General features: G+C 61.1%; 13 protein-coding genes. 7 read left to right on the top strand and 6 right to left on the bottom strand.

Going from position 1 to position 21,186, the window contains the following annotated elements; translation table 11 throughout:
• Window positions 1–30 precede the first annotated feature (30 nt).
• Entirely contained in the window at window positions 31–3,321 is a 3,291-nt protein-coding gene (locus AB4Z20_RS01255; protein WP_442089172.1) for a DEAD/DEAH box helicase, read from the top strand.
• Between the two features lie 205 nt (window positions 3,322–3,526).
• Here the strand turns inward: AB4Z20_RS01255 and AB4Z20_RS01250 are convergent, their stop codons facing one another.
• Genes AB4Z20_RS01250 through mfd form a run of 3 tightly spaced genes read right to left on the bottom strand, consistent with a single transcriptional unit; the run spans window position 3,527 to window position 10,258 of the window.
• Window positions 3,527–6,220: a DEAD/DEAH box helicase gene (locus AB4Z20_RS01250; protein ID WP_258690703.1), complete on the bottom strand. Its 2,694-nt coding sequence runs from the start codon at window positions 6,218–6,220 to the stop codon at window positions 3,527–3,529.
• A gap of 11 nt (window positions 6,221–6,231) precedes the next feature.
• A complete protein-coding gene (locus AB4Z20_RS01245) occupies window positions 6,232–6,798 on the bottom strand; it encodes a peptidoglycan binding protein CsiV (protein WP_258690704.1) in 567 nt (188 codons plus the stop codon).
• A gap of 10 nt (window positions 6,799–6,808) precedes the next feature.
• Entirely contained in the window at window positions 6,809–10,258 is a 3,450-nt protein-coding gene (gene mfd, locus AB4Z20_RS01240; RefSeq protein WP_320390138.1) for a transcription-repair coupling factor, read from the bottom strand.
• Window positions 10,259–10,426: 168 nt separating this feature from the next.
• Here mfd and AB4Z20_RS01235 point away from each other — a divergent pair, with 168 nt between their 5' ends.
• Window positions 10,427–11,890: a glyceraldehyde-3-phosphate dehydrogenase gene (locus AB4Z20_RS01235; RefSeq protein WP_214508911.1), complete on the top strand. Its 1,464-nt coding sequence runs from the start codon at window positions 10,427–10,429 to the stop codon at window positions 11,888–11,890.
• Between the two features lie 152 nt (window positions 11,891–12,042).
• On the opposite strand, the gene AB4Z20_RS01230 is transcribed toward AB4Z20_RS01235, so the two are convergent.
• Window positions 12,043–13,341, bottom strand: a complete 1,299-nt coding sequence (locus tag AB4Z20_RS01230) for an MFS transporter (RefSeq protein WP_442089171.1) — start codon at window positions 13,339–13,341, stop codon at window positions 12,043–12,045.
• Between the two features lie 338 nt (window positions 13,342–13,679).
• On the opposite strand from AB4Z20_RS01230, the gene AB4Z20_RS01225 reads away from it, so the two are divergent.
• Together AB4Z20_RS01225 and sthA are read left to right on the top strand one after the other, a co-directional pair.
• Window positions 13,680–14,669 carry an FAD:protein FMN transferase gene (locus AB4Z20_RS01225; protein WP_442089170.1) on the top strand — a complete coding sequence of 330 codons (990 nt, stop codon included), beginning with the start codon at window positions 13,680–13,682 and terminating at the stop codon, window positions 14,667–14,669.
• A 211-nt stretch (window positions 14,670–14,880) separates the two neighbouring features.
• Window positions 14,881–16,275 carry a Si-specific NAD(P)(+) transhydrogenase gene (sthA, locus tag AB4Z20_RS01220; RefSeq protein WP_003183399.1) on the top strand — a complete coding sequence of 465 codons (1,395 nt, stop codon included), beginning with the start codon at window positions 14,881–14,883 and terminating at the stop codon, window positions 16,273–16,275.
• A gap of 42 nt (window positions 16,276–16,317) precedes the next feature.
• Here the strand turns inward: sthA and AB4Z20_RS01215 are convergent, their stop codons facing one another.
• Window positions 16,318–17,040: a glycerophosphodiester phosphodiesterase gene (locus AB4Z20_RS01215; RefSeq protein ID WP_063322173.1), complete on the bottom strand. Its 723-nt coding sequence runs from the start codon at window positions 17,038–17,040 to the stop codon at window positions 16,318–16,320.
• Window positions 17,037–17,633 (bottom strand): PilZ domain-containing protein, encoded by a 597-nt coding sequence (locus AB4Z20_RS01210; RefSeq protein ID WP_253472955.1) that lies wholly within the window; start codon window positions 17,631–17,633, stop codon window positions 17,037–17,039. Before AB4Z20_RS01210 ends, AB4Z20_RS01215 begins: the two co-directional genes overlap by 4 nt.
• A 94-nt stretch (window positions 17,634–17,727) precedes the next feature.
• Between AB4Z20_RS01210 and AB4Z20_RS01205 the strand changes: the two genes are divergently transcribed.
• The 3 genes from AB4Z20_RS01205 to AB4Z20_RS01195 all read left to right on the top strand — a co-directional run bounded on the left by AB4Z20_RS01205 (window position 17,728) and on the right by AB4Z20_RS01195 (window position 20,977).
• A complete protein-coding gene (locus AB4Z20_RS01205; protein WP_003199675.1) occupies window positions 17,728–18,978 on the top strand; it encodes a lipoprotein-releasing ABC transporter permease subunit in 1,251 nt (416 codons plus the stop codon).
• A gap of 7 nt (window positions 18,979–18,985) precedes the next feature.
• Complete coding sequence (gene lolD / locus AB4Z20_RS01200; protein WP_162843734.1) at window positions 18,986–19,669, top strand: lipoprotein-releasing ABC transporter ATP-binding protein LolD; 684 nt, start codon at window positions 18,986–18,988, stop codon at window positions 19,667–19,669.
• A 63-nt stretch (window positions 19,670–19,732) separates the two neighbouring features.
• On the top strand, window positions 19,733–20,977 hold the full coding sequence (locus AB4Z20_RS01195; RefSeq protein WP_442089169.1) for a lipoprotein-releasing ABC transporter permease subunit: 1,245 nt from the start codon (window positions 19,733–19,735) through the stop codon (window positions 20,975–20,977).
• The last annotated feature ends 209 nt before the right edge of the window (window positions 20,978–21,186 follow it).

Raw genomic sequence — 21,186 nt, 5'->3', positions numbered from 1 at the left:
GACTGATATGCGTAATGCTCGGCGGTGCCCATGACCCAGCCAATTGAGGCGCTTCTTGAGACGGATTGGGGAGAAGACTTCCATCAGAGTTACCTTCAGCGCGGGTTCGACTACGCCGAGAGAGACCGAGTACGGATACTGCGGATAGACGAGCAATCGATTCACGCCGAATGCGAGGGTGGCGGCGATAATGTCTATCAGCAGGTGATCGAGCTCACTCGTTATCGGGGCTACGACGGCGTTCGTTACGAATGTTCGTGCCCGGTCGGTGACAGCTGCAAGCACTGCGCTGCCGTCATGTTCCATTTGATGTGGAATCCGCAAGCGCTGGAGGCCGGCTCCGCCAGCGAGCGCCTGAGTTTTGAACTTGAAACCTGGATCAAGGGTATTCCCGAGTGGGACGCCGATTCGCTACCGAGCAAAAAAGACGCCGATGTCCGGATCTTCTACAAACTCAAGAAGACGCACTTAGGGCAGTGGCTTTTGGAGCTCTTCAAGGGGCGCCAGCTCGATGATGGTTCCCTGAAGGATCTGAAAGCGTTTGGCCAACTGACGGACATGCTGAATCGTTTTCCGAATTATATGTCCGACGTCGACAAGCAAATTGGCCAGTCGCTTATCAGCAGTCAGCATTATCACAGCCAGAACAGCTTTCCGTTGCAAGGTCGCAGCGGCGCCGAAGTGCTGGCGCTGGCATTGCAGTCCTCACGCTTGTTCCTGGATTTCGACCCGCCGCAGCCATTGGGCGCAGGTCCGCTAAAAAATGTGCAGTTTTTCTGGGCTGAGCAGGCCAATGGCAACTATCGGTCTCGGTGGCGCAGTGGCGATCAGGTACTGGATAACCTCCTGGTGCTTGAGCCGCTTCATTATCTGGATTTATCGCGCAGGGAACTTGGCCGGCTGTCCTATGAAATGGACGACAAATTGGCGTGCCATTTATGCCATGCGCCGGAGGTGCCCGCTCGGGATGTCGTGCTTTTCAGCCATAGGATCAACGCTGTCGACCGACCTATCCCGCCGCCGAAAGAACTGACTGAGCGCATCATCGAAGGTGTTGAACCGCGAGCGGTGTTGACGTTGGGAAGTGCAATCAACTTCCGGCACTGGAAATCTGTTCCAGAACATCGCGCGGCACTGACCTTTATTTATGATGGTCATGTGGCGGACGACAAAGCATCCACCGAACTGTCGATCCTGTTCGGAACCGAAATCTTGCGCATTGAGCGTAAGCCGGATGTCGAGCAAGCCTTTCGCACCGTTCTGCGTAAGGTAGGTTTCAAGAAAACCAATCGCAAGAGCCTTGCGCTGGCGGACATCGGGGGTGAGCTATTTCAAATGGCGGATGACGACGCCTGGTTGGTCTTCATGGACAAAGGCCTGCCGCGATTGCGTGCCGCCAATTGGCAGATCGATATCGAAGCGGGTTTTCATTTCGATCTGCAACCGGTGGAGCAGTTGTACGCCGACATCGAGGAGTCTCCCGGTCGAGAGTGGTTCGATTTACAACTGGGCATTATCGTCGATGGAAAACGGCACAGCCTGCTGCCGATCTTGCTTCATCTGCTTCGCTCAAGCCCCGAGATGATGACCCCGGACAACTTGGGTCGTCGCGGTGACGAAGAGTTGATGTTGCTCGATCTCAACGGCGGAAAATTCGGGGCGGGTCCTGGTGTGAAGGTCGCGTTGCCATATGGGCGGGTCAAGCCGCTGATGGCAACGCTTGGTGAGTTGTACATGAAGGAGCACCGGGGTGACTCGATACGGTTGAATGCCTTTGATGCGGCCAGGTTGAATGTGCTTGAAAGCGTGCCATTGACCTGGCAAGGCGGGGAGCGGTTGCGTACGTTCGCCAAGCGATTGAATGAGTCGACTCACGTGCATGTCCCTGCGCCGGCAGGGCTCAAAGCCAAGCTGCGACCTTATCAGCTCGAAGGGCTCAATTGGATGCAGACGCTGCGCGAGCTGGAAGTTGGCGGCATCCTGGGGGATGACATGGGCTTGGGTAAAACCTTGCAGACCCTGGCTCACCTGCTTTGCGAGAAACAGGCCGGGCGCCTGGATGTCCCGGCGCTTGCAGTCATGCCCACCAGTCTGATTCCCAACTGGCTCGACGAAGCGGCACGCTTCACACCGCAGCTCAACGTCGTGGCGCTTCATGGTGCAGCCCGGCAAAAAGATTTCGCCAGCCTTGCACAGTACGACCTGGTTCTGACGACTTATGCCTTGTTGCCGCGGGATTTGGAGGTGCTGAAACCCCAGGCCTGGAGTGTGCTGATTCTCGATGAAGCGCAGAACATCAAGAACCCCACCAGCAAGGCCGCCCAGGCTGCTCGCGAACTCAATGCCCGGCAGCGCTTGTGCCTGTCCGGTACGCCCCTGGAAAATCACTTGGGCGAACTCTGGTCTCTGTTTCATTTCCTCCTGCCCGGCTGGTTGGGGGATAACAAAAGCTTCAACCGAGACTACCGGACGCCGATCGAAAAACATGGCAACAGCGAGCGAATGCACTATCTGACGGCGCGAATAAAACCGTTTCTACTGCGGCGCAAAAAGGAACAAGTCGCTACTGAGCTGCCACCCAAGACTGAAATCGTCCATTGGGTCGACCTCAGTGACGGGCAGCGGGATGTCTATGAAACCGTGCGTGTGGCCATGGACAAGAAAGTGCGCGACGAAATCGCTCGCAGCGGCGTGGCCCGTAGCCAGATTATCATTCTCGATGCGTTGCTCAAGTTACGCCAGGTCTGCTGCGACCTGCGGCTGCTCAATACCGTACAGACCGCCAAAGCGCTACGTTCCGGCAGCGGCAAGTTGGTCAGTTTAATGGAGATGCTCGAAGAGTTGCTCAGCGAAGGGCGCAAGATTCTGCTGTTTTCCCAGTTCACCTCGATGCTGGCCCTGATCGAGGAGGAACTGCAAAAGCGCAGCCTGACCTATTCCTTACTGACCGGATCCACCACGGATCGCCGCACCCCGGTGAGGGAATTTCAGAGTGGCAAGGTGTCGCTGTTTCTAATCAGCCTCAAGGCCGGCGGTACGGGGCTCAATCTGACGGCTGCGGACACGGTGATTCACTTCGATCCGTGGTGGAACCCAGCGGTGGAAAATCAGGCGACCGACCGGGCTTATCGGATCGGTCAAAACAAGCCAGTGTTCGTCTACAAGCTGATTGCCCGAGGCACGGTGGAAGAGAAGATACAGGCGCTTCAGGAGGATAAGGCCGCGTTGGCGGGCAGTCTGCTGGATGGCGGCGCGACGGGTGGGTGGAAGCTTGAGCAGAGCGATATCGAAGCGTTGTTTGCACCGTTGCCCAAGACCTGATTCACCGGCACATTCACTGGCTATGTCGCCTGATAGTCAGTCATCGCGAGCAGGCTCGCTCCCACATATTGTCCGCGCACATCAAGTGACTCGGTCACCTGTGGGAGCCGAGCTTGCTCTCGATGACGGCGGCACAGTCGACATCCGCGCCAACTGAACCACCGCTATCGCGAGCAAGCTTGGCTCCCACAGGAATTGAGGGGTGTCAGCGTTTTTCCAGCTTGTCAGGCAGCGGCGCGAACAATGCTTCGATATCGTCGCTCTGCAGTTTCCAATCCCCGGCCACGCGTCCGTCCAGCACGCCGGCGGCGAGGTCGGATTTTTCCTTTTGCAGTAGCTGGATCTTCTCTTCCACCGTGCCTCGGGCAATCAGCTTGTAGACGAATACCGGTTTTTCCTGGCCGATGCGGTAGGCGCGGTCGGTCGCCTGGTTTTCGGTGGCCGGGTTCCACCATGGGTCGTAGTGAATCACGGTGTCGGCCTCGGTCAGGTTCAGGCCTACGCCACCAGCCTTGAGGCTGATCAGGAAGATCTGACGCTTGCCGCTCTGGAACTCCTTGACGGGCGTGCGTCGGTCGCGGGTCTGGCCGGTCAGGAGGGCGTAATCGACGCCGCGTTTCTTCAGCTCATCTTCAATCAGCGCCAGCATGGACGTGAATTGGGAAAACAACAGCACCCGGCGACCTTCTTCAAACAGCTCTTCGAGCATTTCCATCAGGCTGTCGAGCTTGCCCGAGGTGCTGCCTCGGGCGGGCAGGGTAGCGTCGTTGATCAGGCGCAGGTCGCAACACACCTGGCGCAGCTTGAGCAGGGCTTCGAGAATGATGATCTGGCTGCGGGCCACGCCTTTGCGGGTGATCTCGTCGCGGACCTTCTTGTCCATTGCCAGGCGCATGGTCTCGTAGACGTCCCGCTGGGCGTCGCTGAGTTCGACCCAATGGATGATCTCGGTCTTGGGCGGCAACTCCGTCGCCACTTGCTCCTTGGTCCTGCGCAGCAGGAAAGGTTTTATCCGACCGTTGAGGTGCTGCAGTCGTACATCGCTGCCGCGTTTTTCTATCGGTACACGGTAATCGCGGTTGAAACTCTTGACGTCCCCAAGCCACCCCGGCAGCAGGAAGTGAAACAGCGACCACAATTCGCCCAGGTGATTTTCCAGCGGCGTGCCGGACAGGCACAGCCGCTGGCGGGCGTTGAGCTCGCGGGCGGCCTGGGCGGCTTTGCTGGTGGGGTTCTTGATGTACTGGGCTTCATCGAGGATCAGCACGTGCAGCGGCTGCGTGGCCAGGCGCTCGACATCCTTGGGCAGCAGGGCATAGGTGGTGAGGACCAGGTCGTAATCGGCCAGTCGGTCGAAATATTTCTTGCGCCCGGCGCCGTAAAGCGCCAATACCTTGAGCTGCGGCGTGAAGTGAGCCGCCTCGTCGAGCCAGTTGGGGATCAGGCTGGTCGGCATGACGACCATGCACGGCCGGTCCAGGCGTCCGGCGTGTTTTTCGCTGAGAATGTGCGCCAGGGTCTGTAGGGTTTTGCCCAGGCCCATGTCGTCCGCGAGAATGCCGCCGACTTCCAATTGCCTGAGCGATTGCATCCAGCTCAAGCCTTCGAGTTGATAAGGTCGCAGCGTTGCGTTCAGGCCCTCGGGCGCGAGGGCGGTGTAATCCTTGATGTCCCGTAGGCGTTGCGCCAGGCCGCGAATGTGTTCGCCACCTTCCCAGGTCAGCGGCATGTCCTGCAGCGGGTTCAGGCGCAGGGCGTCCGCGCTGTTGAGGCGCAGTTTGGTGGTGCCGGGCTCTTGCAGGTAAAACTCGCCCAGGGTCGCCAGCACCGGTTTCAGCCGGCCATAGGGCAGGGCCACCTGTTGCGGGCCGAACTCCGAGTTCGGGCGGTTGGGCAGGTTGACCAGAATGAGTTCGTCATCCCGACGCCGGGCCAGGCGTTCCGGGTTGAACAATTCGATGTGCGAGCGCATCAGGTTCAGCAGGATCGGCAGCAGGCTCAGGCGTTCGCCGTTGACGATGATCCCCAGTTCGAGGTCGAACCAGTCCCGCTCCGGCGTTTCCTCGACGGTGGCGTACCACTCGTCCACAGCCGTCAGGTCGAAGCCGAAGTCCTCGTCGATCTGCAGTTCCCAGCCCTGGGTGCGCAGTTTCGGCAGGTCATTGAGGGTGAAGGTCAGCCAGGCACTGTCGTTGACCATCTCGTACAGTTCGCCAGCGCTTTCCGGCAGGGCCTTGCTTTGTCGGGTCGCGACCTTGAAGCCGAGGATTCGCAGCTGTTCGCGGTAGGACTGTTCCACGTCGGTGTGGCGTTTTATCCGCAGAGTCTGGGTTTCCTGGCGAATCAGCACGTCGGTGTTGCGCTGGCCGCTGACGTATTCGTCCAGGTAACTGAACGACAGTGCGGCGCGGTGTTGGATGTAGCGCTGCATCTTGCCGTTGCGCGGCTCGAAGGCGCTGAACTCGATACTGGCCAGCCACAGGCGCGGCACCGGTTGCACGTTGTCCACCAGCACTTGTGGCGGGGCCTTGGGGCTGCGGTTGTCCAGCACGGCCTGGAGTTTCTCCAGCAACTGCGCGTCTTTTTCGGCGGCCGGGTAGGCCAGGGTTTCCTGGACTTGCAGCAACACCGCCGCGCAGTGCTTGCAGTTGATGCGCACCGGGCAGGAGCACGCGGCTTCGAGCAGAATCAGCGTGCCCTTGGCTGACTCTTTAAGGCGAATGGTCTGACGGTAGACGTTACCGCCAGAGCCTTCGCAACTGGCGGTGATGGTGCTGTCGCCGGCTTCGACAATCCTGACGCGGTTTTCCAGCGCATAACGGCGCCCGCGCTCCAGGCTCTGTTCCTTGAATCGATTGACCCAGGAAGGTGCCAGGGGTTTGCTCAGGGGCGAGGGCATAGGTGCGCCAATCAGTCCGGAATGACTTCAGGTGCCTGCCGTGGCGCGGGCGCGGTCAACGAGGTGATCTTGATCAGCAGGCCAAGATGCCCGTTGTCGAGGAAGTTCAGTTGGCCATTCTTGGTATGGCTCTGCTGCTTGAGGCGCTCGCTGGAGGTGACCAGGCCATTGGCGTTGATCTGGTTGATCCAGAAATCGGCATCCACGTCGGTGAAACGGCCCAGCTTCAGTTCCAGGGTGCCCTCGATGGGGAATTGCCCGAACTGTTCGGCACCGTCGCTGATGGCAATTTTGCGCCCCTGTTCACCGAGGGTCTGCTGCCAGGCCTTGTGCATCAATACCGTGTATTGGCCGCTGGCGGTGAGTTTCTCGACGATGTTGCCCATGGCCGGCGTGCGCTGGCTATACGCGCCCAGGCGTTGCGCGCCGGCGTCCCAGTCTTCCGGTGCGGCGCGGCTGACAATCGCCGGCTCGGCATTCTGGCGCACCAGGATCATTTCAACCTGATACAGGTCGTCGGCAAGCGCCAGGGGAGCGACCAGGGTCAACAACAAGGTCAGTGAGCGAAACAGGCGCATGTGGCGTCCTTCAAACAGTGGTCGGAGTGAGGCGCTCGAACAGCGCTTCTACGGTATTGAAGCGCTCTTCCGCGCGCTCCATGGGCACCATGAATTTGAACATCGTGGCACCTTCGAACTTGTAGCGTTTGGGTTGGCCCTGGATCAACTTGATCAGCACCAGTGGATCGACCGGCGTCTGGGCCTCGAACTCGATCCGGCCGCCGTTGGGGCCGCCGTCGACTTTCTTGATGCCCAGTTGTTCGGCCTTGAGCTTGAGCAGCGTGGTACGCACCAGGTTCTTGGTCGGTTCCGGCAGCAGGCCGAAGCGGTCGATCATCTCCACTTGCAGGTCCTTGAGGCCTTCCTCGTCGCTGGCCGAGGCGATGCGTTTGTAGAGGATCAGCCGTGCGTGAACGTCCGGCAGGTAGTCTTCCGGGATCAACGCCGGCACCCGCAGGTTGATTTCCGGCCCGCCGCCCAGGGGTTGGTCGAGGTTCGGCTGTTCGCCCTTGCGGATCGACTTGACCGCGCGTTCGAGCATTTCCATGTACAGGGTGAAGCCGACGGCCTGGATCTGGCCGCTCTGGCCGTCGCCGAGCAATTCGCCGGCACCGCGGATTTCCAGGTCGTTGGTGGCCAGCACGAAGCCGGCGCCCAGGTCCTGGGTATTGGCGATGGCTTCCAGGCGCTTTTCCGCATCCGGGGTGATCTGCTGGCGCGGTGGCGTCAACAGGTAGGCATAGGCCTGGTGGTGGCTACGACCGACTCGGCCGCGCAACTGGTGCAGCTGGGCCAGGCCGAATTTGTCGGCGCGCTCGATGATGATGGTGTTGGCGCTCGGCACGTCGATGCCGGTCTCGATGATGGTCGAGGCGATCAGCACGTTGAAGCGCTTGTGGTAGAAGTCGCTCATCACCTGTTCGAGCTCACGCTCGCGCATTTGCCCGTGGCCGATGCCGATCCGCGCTTCCGGCACCAGTTCGGCGAGGTCGGCGGCGCATTTCTCGATGGTCTTCACGTCGTTGTGCAGGTAATAGACCTGGCCGCCACGCAGCAACTCACGCAGCAAGGCTTCCTTGACCGTGCTTTTGTTCTGCTCCATGACAAAGGTGCGCACCGACAGGCGCCGGGCCGGCGGCGTGGCGATGATCGACAGATCGCGCATGCCCGACACCGCCATGTTCAGCGTGCGCGGGATCGGCGTGGCGGTCAGGGTCAGGATGTCGACTTCGCTGCGCAGGGCCTTGAGCTGTTCTTTCTGGCGTACGCCAAAGCGGTGCTCTTCGTCGATGATCACCAGCCCCAGGTTCTTGATCTTCACGTCGTCCTGCAGCAGCTTGTGCGTGCCGATGACGATGTCGATCTTGCCCTCGGCCAGGTCGGCCACGGCGGCGTTCACTTCCTTGGTGGATTTGAAACGGCTCATCACTTCCACGGTCACCGGCCAGTCGGCAAAGCGGTCGCGGAAACTGTTGTAATGCTGCTGGGCGAGCAGGGTGGTCGGCACCAGGATTGCCACCTGCTTGCCACCGTGCACGGCAATGAACGCGGCGCGCATCGCCACTTCGGTCTTGCCGAAGCCCACATCGCCACACACCAGCCGGTCCATCGGTTTGGGCGCGAGCATGTCGGCGCGCACGGCTTCGATGGTGGTCTGCTGGTCGACGGTTTCTTCGAACGGGAAACCGGCGCTGAAGGTTTCGTAGTCGGCTTTCGGATCGGCGAAGGCATAGCCCTCGCGGGCCGCGCGCCGGGCATAGATGTCCAGCAGCTCGGCGGCCACGTCGCGTACCTGTTCGGCCGCCTTGCGCTTGGCTTTCTGCCAGGTTTCCGAGCCCAGGCGATGCAGTGGGGCCAGGGCGTCGTCGCTGCCGGTGTAGCGGGCGATCAGGTGCAGGTTCGCCACCGGCACGTAGAGCTTGGCACCCTCGGCGTATTCAAGGGTCAGGAACTCGGCGGCCTGGCTGTCGATTTCCAGTGTCGCCAGGCCCAGGTAGCGGCCCACGCCGTGGTCGATGTGCACCACGGGCGCGCCTTCGCGCAGTTCGGTGAGGTTCTTGATGACGGCGTCGTTGGCGGCGTCGGCGCGTTTCTCGCGACGGCGGCGCTGCATGACGCGCTGGCCGAACAAAGGACTTTCGGCGACCAGGGCCAGGGCCGGGTCATCCAGGACCAGGCCGTCGTTCAATGGCGCGATGGTAATCGCCAGGCGGTCCTTGCCGGCGACGAAGTCCGGCCAGCTGTCCACCGTCTTAGGTCGCAGCTTCAGGCGCTCAAGCAGCTCCAGCAGCACTTCGCGACGACCCGCGGATTCGGCGGTGAACAACACGCGGCCGGGGAATGCATCGAGAAAGCCGGCCAGCGCCGCCAGGGGTTGCGTGGCCTTGGCTTCGATGGCCAGGTCCGGCAACGCCTTGGCCGGGAAGCGTTCACGGCCGACGCCGGTTTCCACGTCCTGCTGGCTCGCCACCACCCGTGGCCAGCTCTTGAGGCGGGCAAAACAGTCTTCCACCGGCAGGAACAGCTCGGCCGGCGGTAATAGAGGTCGGGAAGGATCGACGCGACGTTCTTCGTAGCGGTTGCGCACGTCGTTCCAGAAGTTTTCCGCGGCCTGTTCGATGCCCGGCAGGGAAAATACCTGGGTGTCCTGGGGCAGGTAATCGAACAGGGTGGAGGTTTCTTCGAAAAACAGCGGCAGGTAATACTCGATGCCGGCGGGCGTGATCCCGCTGCTCAGGTCCTGGAAGATCGGGCAGCGCCGGAAATCCACATCGAAGCGCTCGCGAAAGCGGGCCTTGAAGCGGGTCACGGCGTCTTTCTGCAGCGGGAACTCCTTGGCCGGCAACAGGCGGATCGACTGCACTTTATCGATGGACCGCTGGTTTTCCGGGTCGAAGGTGCGCAGGGTCTCGATTTCGTCATCGAACAGGTCGATGCGATAAGGCAGTTTGCTGCCCATCGGGAACAGGTCGATCAAGGCGCCGCGTACCGCGAATTCGCCGTGCTCGTACACCGTGTCGACGCAGCGATAGCCACTGGCCTCAAGGCGAGTGCGCATTTGCTCGACATCGAGCTTCTGGCCGATGTCCAGCACCAGGCTGCTGCCAAGCAGGAATTGGGTCGGCGCCAGGCGATGTAGGGCCGTGGTGATCGGCACTACCAAAACGCCATGACTGAGTTCCGGCAGCCGATAAAGGCTGGCGATTCGCTGGGAAATGATGTCCTGGTGCGGCGAAAACAGATCGTAGGGCAGGGTTTCCCAGTCCGGAAAATGCAAGACCGGCAAATCCGGAGCGAAGAAACTCAGCTCCTGTTCCAGCCGCTCGGCGCTTTGGCTGTCGGCGGTCAGCAGCAGGGTGAAACGCTTTGCAGCGCTGGCAGCCTCGGCGATGGCCAGGCTCAGGGCGGCACCGGGCAGGTTGCCCCAGTGCTGTTTACCTGCCGCGGCAGGGAGAAGCGGAAGACGCAGAACGGGCACGGAAGATTGAGCTCCAGCATTGCGACAAAGTCGACAATTGTAGCGGGGGAAGAGGGCTGCTGTCAGTCGCAGACTACCCGGGCAGACAGGAAAACCACGGTGCGACAGGCGCGCATTGCTCCGCCGATGACTCGGCGGCATAATGTAGCCCCTTTTTTCAGCCCCTACATGTGGAAGGTTACCGTGACTCAGAAGCCCGACCAGTGTCTTGGTGAATGGATTGATCGTGAAGCTCTCGCAGAAGCGATGATCCCTCTCATCGGTCAGCTCTACCGCAATAACAACGTGGTGAGCTCGATCTATGGCCGCAGCCTGATCAACCAGTCTGTCATCGCGATCCTCAAAGCCCATCGCTTTGCTCGCCACCGTTCTTCCGACGACAGCGAACTCTCCGTCCACGAAACATTCCCCCTGCTCAAAGCCATGAGCGAGCTCAAGCTCGGCGCGGCTTCGGTGGATCTGGGCAAGTTGGCGTTCAAATTTCGCAGCGAAGGCAATGGCCGTAGCGCCGAGCAGTTCGTTCGTGAAGAGATGGCCGATGTGGTTGGCCAGCAGAACGCTTCGCCTCGCAAAGGCACTGACGTGGTCCTGTACGGCTTCGGTCGTATCGGCCGTCTGCTGGCGCGCATCCTGATCGAAAAAACCGGTGGCGGCGACGGCCTGCGCCTGCGGGCCATCGTGGTGCGCAAAGGTGCCGATAACGACCTGACCAAGCGCGCCAGCCTGTTGCGTCGTGATTCGGTCCATGGTTCGTTCAACGGCACCATCATCATCGATGAAGAAAACAACACCATCCTCGCCAACGGCAACCTGATCCAGGTGATCTACGCGAAGAACCCGGCCGAGGTGGACTACACCCAGTACGGCATCAAGGACGCACTGCTGGTGGACAACACCGGCGTATGGCGTGATGCCGAGGGCCTGGGCCAGCACCTGGCCTGCCCGGGCATCGACCGCGTCGTGCTGACAGCGCCTGGCAAGGGCAAGCTGAAGAACATCGTTCACGGCATCAACCACGGCGAAATCACCGCTGACGACAAGATCGTCTCCGCTGCTTCTTGCACCACCAACGCCATCGTGCCGGTGCTCAAGGCGGTGAACGACAAGTTCGGCATCGTCAACGGTCACGTTGAAACGGTTCACTCGTACACCAACGACCAGAACCTGATCGACAACTTCCACAAGGGCGATCGCCGTGGCCGCAGCGCCGCGCTGAACATGGTCCTCACCGAGACCGGTGCCGCCACCGCCGCCGCCAAGGCCCTGCCTGAACTGGCCGGCAAGCTGACCGGCAACGCGATCCGTGTGCCGACGCCGAACGTGTCGATGGCCATTCTCAACCTGAACCTTGAGAAAGCCGCCACCCGTGAAGAGATGAACGAGTACCTGCGCTACATGGCGCTGCACTCCGACCTGCACAAGCAGATCGACTTCGTCAATTCCCAGGAAGTGGTGTCCACCGACTTCGTCGGCTCGCGCCACGCCGGTGTCGTGGATGCTGAAGCTACCATCAGCCAAGACAGCCGCGTTGTTCTGTACGTTTGGTACGACAACGAGTTCGGTTACAGCTGCCAGGTGGTTCGCGTGATGGAAGACATGGCCGGTGTAAACCCGCCAGCGTTCCCGCGCTAAGCCTTAGCTGCTTGTGAAAACGCCCCGACTTGTCGGGGCGTTTTTTTGTCTGGGGTTTGTGGTGCCTGGGCTGGCCTCATCGCGAGCAAGCTCGCTCCCACAGGATGTACACGGTCACCTGTGGGAGCGAGCTTGCTCGCGATAGCGATGTGTCAGGCGCCGCCGACCACCGAGGCCTGCGCCGTCCGCAGTGCATGCCGATTGCCCTTGAACAGCACCAGGGTCGCAATCAACCCCAGCACCGCCGCGCCACTGAGCCATATCCCCGGCGCGGCCTTGTTATCCAGTACATGAATCAGATAGGTACAAGCCGCCGGGGTAAACCCGCCGAACGTCGCTGTCGCCAGGCTGTAGGCCAGGGAGAAGCCGGTGGTGCGCACCTCGACCGGCATGATTTCCGTCAAGGCCACGACCATTGCACCGTTGTACGATCCATACAGGAACGACAACCACAGCTCGACGATCAGCAAATGGCTGAAACTGGGGTTCGCCACCAACCAGGACAGCGCCGGATAGGCGGTGAGGATCGCCAGGACAGTCGCACCGAGCAGCAGGGGTTTACGTCCGATCTTGTCGGAAAACGCCCCCATCACGGGCAGCCAGAAGAAATTCGACAAGCCGATGCACACCGTGACCAGCAGCGCATCCAGGTCCGACAGGTTCAACTCGGCCTTGCCGAAGGTCGGTGTGTAGGCGGTGATCAGGTAGAACGACACCGTGGTCATCACCACCAGCGCCATGCCGGCCAAGACAATACCGAAGTTCTGACCAATGGAACGGACAATTTCCGACAGGCTGGGACGATGTTTTCTCGCTTGGAACTCAGGTGTTTCTTCCAGTGAGCGACGGATCACGAATATGGCCGGGACAATCATGCACCCCACCAGGAACGGTACGCGCCAGCCCCATTCGCCCATTTCCTGGGGGCTCAGCCAGTGATTGAGGCCAACTCCCAGCAGGCCGGCGAACACCACGGCAGCCTGTTGACTGGCGGATTGCCAACTGACAAAGAAACCCTTGCGCCCCGGTGTGGAGATTTCCGCCAGGTAAACCGACACGCCACCGAGTTCCACGCCGGCGGAGAAGCCTTGCAGCAATCGGCCCAGCAGCACCAGCAACGGGGCCGCCACGCCGAGGGCAGCGTAGCCCGGCACGCAGGCGATCAGTATGGTGCCCGTGGCCATCAGCGCCAGGGTGATGATCAAGCCTTTGCGACGGCCGTGGCGGTCGATGTAGGCACCGAGAAAAATCGCACCGAGGGGACGCATCAGGAACCCGGCACCAAACGTGGCCAGGGACAACATCAGCGAGGCGAACGCACTGTCGGCGGGGAAGAACGTCTTGGCGATGGCCGTGGCGTAGAAGCCATAGACCATGAAGTCGAACATCTCCAGGAAGTTGCCGCTGACAACGCGAAAAATCGCCTTGCCGTTGCTCGTTTGGGAAGACATGTGTAGGTACTCACTCTGGCAAATCTTGTATGGAAGCGCTGCACCCCTGTGGGAGCCTTGCAGGAACCTTGGAACCTTGGAACCTTGGAACCTTGGAACCTTGGAACCTTGGAACCTTGGAACCTTGGAGCCTTGGAACCTGTGGAAGCAAAGCTTGCTCGCGATGCAGGCGATACGGTTTAGCTGCAAGACCGCGTCATCGTTCATCGCGAGCAAGCTTTGCTCCCACAGGGCTCCATTGGCTCCCACAGGTTTTTTTGCGCGCGCCGGAGTTCATAATGGCGGGCGCGGTTTTGAGGGGAGATGAAGATTTGTTAACTGGACGATGGATTGGGCTTGTGGTGCTGGCCGGCGTGTTGTCGGGTTGCGGCAACGGCGACACCCTGGAGCGCTTCGACGGCCCGACCATGGGCAGTCATTATTCGATTCAGTACGTCAGGCATTCCGCCGGGCCCACTGCGAAAACGGTGCAGGCCGAGGTGGAAAGCATCCTCGCCGAAGTGGATCGGCAACTCTCGACCTATCGCAGCGACTCGGACATCGAGCGTTTCAACGCGCTGCCGGCCAACAGCTGCCAGGTCATGCCTGGCTCGGTCCTGGAGTTGGTCCGCGTAGGTGAGCAGTTGTCGGTTCAAAGCGACGGCTCCTTCGACCTGACGGTGGAACCGCTGCTGAACCTGTGGGGCTTCGGTCCCCAGTCTCGCGAAGAAAAAGTACCGACCGCCGAAGCCTTGACCTTGGCGCGCCAGCGCGTCGGTCATGGTCATTTGCGCATCGAGGGCGACCGGTTGTGCAAGGACACTGCGGTGGAAGTCGACTTCAACAGTGTCGCCGCAGGCTATGCCGTCGACCGCATCGCCGCCAGGCTCCAGGCCCTGGGGATCGACAGTTACCTGGCCGAAGCCACCGGCGAACTCAAGGCCTTGGGGCGCAAGCCCGATGGTTCGGCCTGGCGTATCGCCCTGGAAGAGCCCCGGGACGACCGGCAAGTGGCCGAACGTGTCATCGAGGTCAATGGCTACGGGGTTTCCACCTCGGGCGACTACCGTAAATATTTCGAACAGGGTGGTAGGCGTTATTCCCACACTTTTGACGCACGCACCGGTACACCAGTCCTACATAACCTGGCGTCAGTCACGGTGATTCATCCTTCGGCGTTGATGGCCGATGGACTATCGACGCTGTTGCTGATTCTTGGGCCTGAACGGGGTTGGGACTATGCCGAAAAGTACGGCATTGGGGTATTTTTTGTGCTGCGCGATGGCAATGGCTTTGTTACACGTACCAACGATGCGTTTGAGCGCATAAGCAGCGGAAAAGCGCAATGATGACAGCGTCATGAAAGGCGACCTGTGGCGAAATAGCGCAGGCAAAACTAGCCTACGACGCGACCAAGGGGTAATGTGCGCGGCGTTGACGCTTCTATAGACTGTGGCCGGGCTCGTGAACCGGCCCCAAATTGTTCCTTCATGCCGCAGGCCGGCATGATTTAGCCGTCGGTGCCAAGTGAGGCACAGCGGCCTGTTCTGAGGAGTATGCATGGCTGTCTACAACTACGACGTGGTGGTACTGGGTTCCGGCCCGGCGGGGGAAGGCGCGGCAATGAACGCGGCCAAGGCAGGGCGCAAGGTGGCGATGGTCGACAGCCGTCGGCAGGTCGGCGGCAACTGCACCCACTTGGGTACCATCCCGTCCAAGGCCTTGCGTCACTCGGTCCGGCAGATCATGCAGTTCAACACCAACCCGATGTTCCGTGCCATCGGCGAACCGCGCTGGTTCTCCTTCCCGGACGTGCTCAAGAGTGCCGAGAAGGTGATCTCCAAGCAGGTGGCCTCGCGCACCGGTTACTACGCCCGCAACCGCGTGGACGTGTTCTTCGGCACCGGCAGCTTTGCCGACGAGCAGACGGTCGAAGTGGTCTGCGGCAATGGCGTGGTCGAGAAACTGGTGGCCAAGCACATCATCATTGCCACCGGTTCGCGCCCGTATCGTCCGGCCGACATCGATTTCAACCATGCGCGTATCTACGATAGCGACACCATCCTGAGCCTGGGTCACACCCCGCGCAAGCTCATCGTCTACGGCGCTGGCGTGATCGGTTGCGAATACGCCTCGATCTTCAGCGGCCTGGGTGTGTTGGTGGAACTGGTGGACAACCGCGGGCAGTTGCTGAGCTTCCTGGACTCGGAAATCTCCCAGGCCCTGAGCTATCACTTCAGCAACAACAACATCACCGTGCGCCACAATGAAGACTACGACCGCGTCGAAGGCGTCGACAATGGCGTGATCCTGCACCTCAAGTCCGGCAAGAAGATCAAGGCCGACGCCTTGCTCTGGTGTAACGGTCGTACCGGCAACACCGACACCCTGGGCCTGGAAAACATTGGCGTGAAGGTCAACAGCCGCGGCCAGATCGAAGTCGACGAGAACTACCGTACCTGCGTGCCGAACATCTACGGTGCCGGTGACGTGATCGGCTGGCCGAGCCTGGCCAGTGCCGCCCACGACCAGGGCCGCTCGGCCGCTGGCAGCATTGTCGACAACGGCAGCTGGCGCTTCGTCAACGACGTGCCGACCGGGATCTACACCATTCCGGAGATCAGCTCGATCGGCAAGAACGAGCAGGAGCTGACCCAGGCCAAGGTGCCTTATGAAGTGGGCAAGGCCTTCTTCAAGAGCATGGCGCGGGCGCAGATCGCCGGCGAGCCGCAAGGCATGCTGAAGATCCTGTTCCACCGCGAGACCCTGGAAGTGTTGGGCGTGCACTGCTTCGGCTACCAGGCGTCGGAGATCGTGCACATCGGCCAGGCGATCATGAACCAGCCGGGCGAATTGAACACGTTGAAGTACTTCGTCAACACCACGTTCAACTACCCGACCATGGCCGAAGCCTATCGGGTAGCGGCCTATGACGGGCTCAACCGGCTTTTTTGAGCGGCTCCGGCCGGTGGCCTGAGCCGGCCGGGGAGACCGATTTCAGCAATTCTCGAGGGTGGCAGTGGCCAAACCGGGAAAGTCTGTAATCAGGCTGTCAGCGCCAAAGTCGGCGAGCCTGCGCATCAGCGCGGGCTCGTTGACGGTCCATACCGACACATGCAGCCCCTGGCGCTGCGCCTTGATCAGGCGTTCCGGCGTGCACAGGGTCCAGTTCAGCGCCAGAATCTCGCAGCCGTAACTCTGGGCGACCTTCAACGGGTCGAGCCAGGCGTATTCGGCCACCAGTCCGCGGGAGATGTCCGGAGTCAGGTCCAGGGCCGCCTTGAGTACTTCCCGGGAACTGGACGTGATGGTGATTTTGTCCAGCAGCCCGAAACGCTGGGCCATTTCGCGAATGCCCAGCACCGTCGCGGCGGCGCGGGTGCGCGAGGCGCTCTTGACCTCCAGTTGCCAGTGCTCGAAATCACACTTCTCGAACAGCTCCTCCAGGCGTGGGATCGGGCACGGCTTGATCCAGCCCGGGCCACCCTTGCGCGCATCGTAGGTCACCAGCTCGGCGGCGGAATGCTCCACCACTTTGCCGCGCCGGTCCGTGGTGCGCTTGAGGGTCGGGTCGTGGATCACCATCAACTCGCCGTCCATCGAAAGGTGCAGGTCCAGCTCGCAACGGCGTACGCCGTGCTTGAGGCACTCCTGAAAACCGGTCAGGGTGTTTTCCGGCGCTTCGCCCTTGGCGCCGCGGTGGCCATAAATGAGGGTCACGGTTCTTCCTTATTGATACCTGAGTCGTTCTGTTCCCGGGCCAGGCGACGCTCTTGCGCCTGTTTCTGCAGGATGTAGCGAGCCAGCAACTGGCGCTGGGCGTCGGTCGGGCGTTCGAACTCGGTGCCGACGTCGTAGCCGTCGCCCTTGGGGTCGCAGTGGGTGACCCGCGCCCGCAGCAACAGGCCGAGGGCTTGCGGCATCAGCACCAGCTTGATCGACAAGTGGGTGCCGACCGCGATCGGCGTGGGGTGTTGGAAGTCGACGCCGCCTTCGGAAATGATCACCGGTTGCGGTTCGCCGATTTCGCCGAGCACCGTCAGGGCAATGACCTGGCTGAGCAGGTCGATGCGTTTGTTCATTGCCTTGAGGTAGGCCGCGATGCTGCGTTCGCGCTCGCTGATCTGGCGCAGCAGGTGCTGTGATTCGAATTCGCTCAGGTGCAATTCACTGAGCAGATTGAACAATGGAGAAGCATCCTGCAACACTTCCTGGTCAGCAGCTTCAGGAATGGACAGGGGCCGAATTTCCAGTGCGATCGTGTCCTCGATACGGTAGTATTCGCGGCGATCTTCTTCATCTAATGTCGACATGGCGAACCCATGGTAGCGGCGGTGGTCTGAGTGTAAAGCTGGTTTGTGACCCCCGCCACAAGGACGTTCCTTTTCCCTCCGAACAAGCCCCGACATGTTCAGACCTCTCTTCGTATTTATCGGCACGCGTTATACCCGTGCAAAGCGTCGCAATCATTTCGTATCGTTCATTTCCCTGACGTCCATCATCGGGCTGGCCCTTGGCGTGGTCGTGATGATCGTCGTGCTCTCGGTGATGAACGGCTTCGACCATGAGATGCGCACCCGCGTGCTGGGCATGGTGCCCCACGCGACCCTCGAATCCGGCGAAGCCATCAGCGATTGGCCGAGCCTGGCCGCCAAGGTCAAGCAGAACCCGCAGGTGCTGGCCGTTGCGCCGTTCACCCAGATGCAGGGGCTGCTGACCAACGACGGCAAGGTGTCCAAAGTGTTGCTCAATGGCATCGACCCCGGGCTCGAGCGGCAGGTGTCGATCATCGACAACTTCATGCAACAGGGAAAACTCGATGACCTGGCGCCAGGCAGTTTCGGCATCGTCATCGGTGACAAGGCCGCGGCCAAGCTCGGCGTTGCCATTGGCGACAAGCTGACGTTCGTCGCCCCGGAGGTCACCGTGACCCCGGGCGGCATGTTCCCGCGCATGAAACGCTTTACCGTGGTCGGCATTTTCCATGTCGGCGCCGGCGAGCTGGACGGTTACCTGGGCGTCACCAACCTTCAGGACCTGGCGCGCCTGCACCGCTGGAAGCCGGATCAGGTCCAGGGCCTGCGGTTGAAGTTCGACGACCTGTTCCAGGCACCGCGCGTCGCGTGGACCATCGCCCAGCAACTCGGCGAAGACCGCTACTATGCCCGGGACTGGACCCGCACCCACGGCAACCTGTACCAGGCGATCCGCATGGAAAAAGCCATGATCGGTCTGCTGCTGTTGCTGATCGTTGCCGTGGCGGCGTTCAACATCATCTCCACGCTGGTGATGGTGGTGAACGACAAGAAGGGCGACATCGCCATCTTGCGTACCCTCGGCGCCACGCCGGGGCAGATCATGCGGATCTTCATGGTCCAGGGCACGGTCATTGGCGTGATCGGTACGTTCGTCGGCGCCCTGGTCGGGATGTTCGCCGCGCTGAACGTCAGCGCCGCGATTGCCGCCCTCGAAGGCCTGATCGGGCACAAGTTTCTCAACGCCGACGTGTACTTCATCGACTACCTGCCATCGCAATTGCAGGCCGATGACGTGTTGATGGTCTGCGGCGCCGCGTTGGTCCTGAGTTTCCTCGCCACCCTGTATCCTGCCTGGCGTGCCGCGCGCACCCAGCCTGCGGAGGCGTTACGTTATGAGTGAGTCGGGCATGAGTGAAAAAGCAATCTTGAGCTGCCGCAACCTGGGCAAATCCTACGAGGAAGGTCCGGAGTCGGTGGTGGTGTTGTCGGGCCTGCAACTGGAGTTGCATCCTGGCGAGCGCGTGGCGATTGTCGGCACCTCCGGGTCGGGTAAAAGTACCTTGCTCAACCTGCTGGGCGGCCTGGATACGCCGACCGCCGGCAGTGTCTGGCTGGCAGGCGAAGAGCTTTCGGCGTTGAACGAGAAGGCCCGTGGCCTGCTGCGCAACCGTTCCCTGGGCTTCGTCTACCAGTTCCACCATTTGCTGCCCGAGTTCACCGCGCTGGAAAACGTCTGCATGCCGCTGTTGATTGGCCGCACGGCGATTCCTGAGGCCCGTCAGCGCGCCACGGCGTTGCTGGAGCGGGTAGGGCTGGGGCATCGCCTGGAGCACAAGCCGGCCGAATTGTCCGGTGGTGAACGCCAGCGCGTGGCGATTGCCCGGGCCCTGGTCAACAAGCCTGGCCTGGTGATGCTCGACGAGCCGACCGGCAACCTCGACTCCCACACCGCCCAAGGCATCCAGGATTTGATGCTGGAGCTCAGCACGTCGATGCGCACCGCGTTCCTGGTGGTGACTCACGACATGAACCTGGCCCGGCAGATGGACCGCGTCCTGCACTTGCAGGAAGGTTGCCTGACGCCCATCTGACCGACCGAAACCCGGCGTTTGCTACACACGCCGGGTCTTTTATTTTCATACGGTGCCCCGCGAATGTTCAGACCGTTATCGATCTTTATCGGCACGCGCTATACCCGCGCCAAGCGCCGCAATCGCTTTGTTTCGTTCATTTCCATGACCTCGATGATCGGCCTCGCCCTGGGTGTGCTGGCGATGATCGTAGTGTTGTCGGTGATGAACGGCTTCCAGCGCGAAATGAGCTCGCGCATCCTCGGCATGGTGCCCCACGCCACTATCGTCGGTGTCAATCCGATCGACGATTGGCAGCCGGTGGCCGCCGCGGCGCTGAAAAACCCTGAAGTGACCGCTGCCGTGCCGTTTACCGAGATGGAAGGGATGCTGAGCCATAAAGGTTCGATGCAGCCGATCCAGATCAGCGGCGTCGACCCGGCCCAGGAAGGCAAGGTGTCCATCGTCGCCCAGCATATCGTCCAGGGGCGTCTCGATGCGTTGAAGCCGGGCGAGTTTGGCGTGGTGATCGGCGAAATCACCGCCCGACGTTTTCGCCTGAACGTTGGCGACAAAATCACCCTGATCGTGCCGGAAGTCAGCACGGCCCCCGGTGGCATCACCCCACGGATGCAGCGGCTGAATGTGGTGGGTGTGTTCAAGGTGGGCGCCGAGCTGGACGGCTCCATGGCGCTGATCCACCTGGCCGATGCCGCACAGATGCAGCATTGGCAGCCGAACCAGGTACAAAGCGTGCGCCTGGCGGTGAAGGATTTGTACGCGGCGCCCAAGGTCTCCGGTGACGTCGCCACTAGCCTTGGCGCGGCCTACAAGGCCGACGACTGGACCCACACCCAGGGCAGCCTGTTCAGTGCCATGAAAATGGAAAAAACCATGATCGGCTTGCTGCTGCTGATGATCGTCGCGGTGGCGGCGTTCAACATCATCGCCACCCTGATCATGGTGGTGAACGACAAAGGCGCGGACATCGCGATCCTGCGCACCATCGGCGCCACCCCGCGGCAGATCATGGCGATTTTCATGGTCCAGGGCACGGTGATCGGCGTTGTCGGTACGCTGATTGGCGGCGTGCTGGGGGTGGTCGCGGCGCTGAACGTCAGTGCGCTGGTGGGCTGGCTGGAACGGGTCAGTGGCCAGCACATCTTCAGTTCCGATGTGTACTTCGTCAGCAACCTGCCGTCGGAGCTGCAGCGTGGCGACGTGGTGCTGATCTGCTCGGCCGGGTTTATCCTGAGCTTCCTCGCCACGGTGTACCCGGCGTTGCGTGCGGCGAAGATCGAACCGGCGCAGGCGTTGCGGTATTCCTGAGAGACTGCAAAAGTGGGTTTGCGGGGCCTCTGCAAGCCCACTGGCAAGTGACGATTGCCTTTGTGGCGAGGGAGTCCCCGCCGCGTCGCCGACGCTGCGCTGTCGCGCAGCAAACAAGTGCTCGGCTTAAGATTGGGTGCGCGCGGGGAAAGAGGCCGTAGCTATCACTGGTGTGTCAGCACCCGCGAGGGGAGAGTGGCCGGCACGGT

The organism is Pseudomonas sp. KB_12 (assembly GCF_052114545.1).
Lineage (GTDB): Bacteria > Pseudomonadota > Gammaproteobacteria > Pseudomonadales > Pseudomonadaceae > Aquipseudomonas > Aquipseudomonas brassicacearum.
Note: the sequence above shows the minus strand (reverse complement) of the source record. Positions and strands in the feature narration are given on the sequence as shown.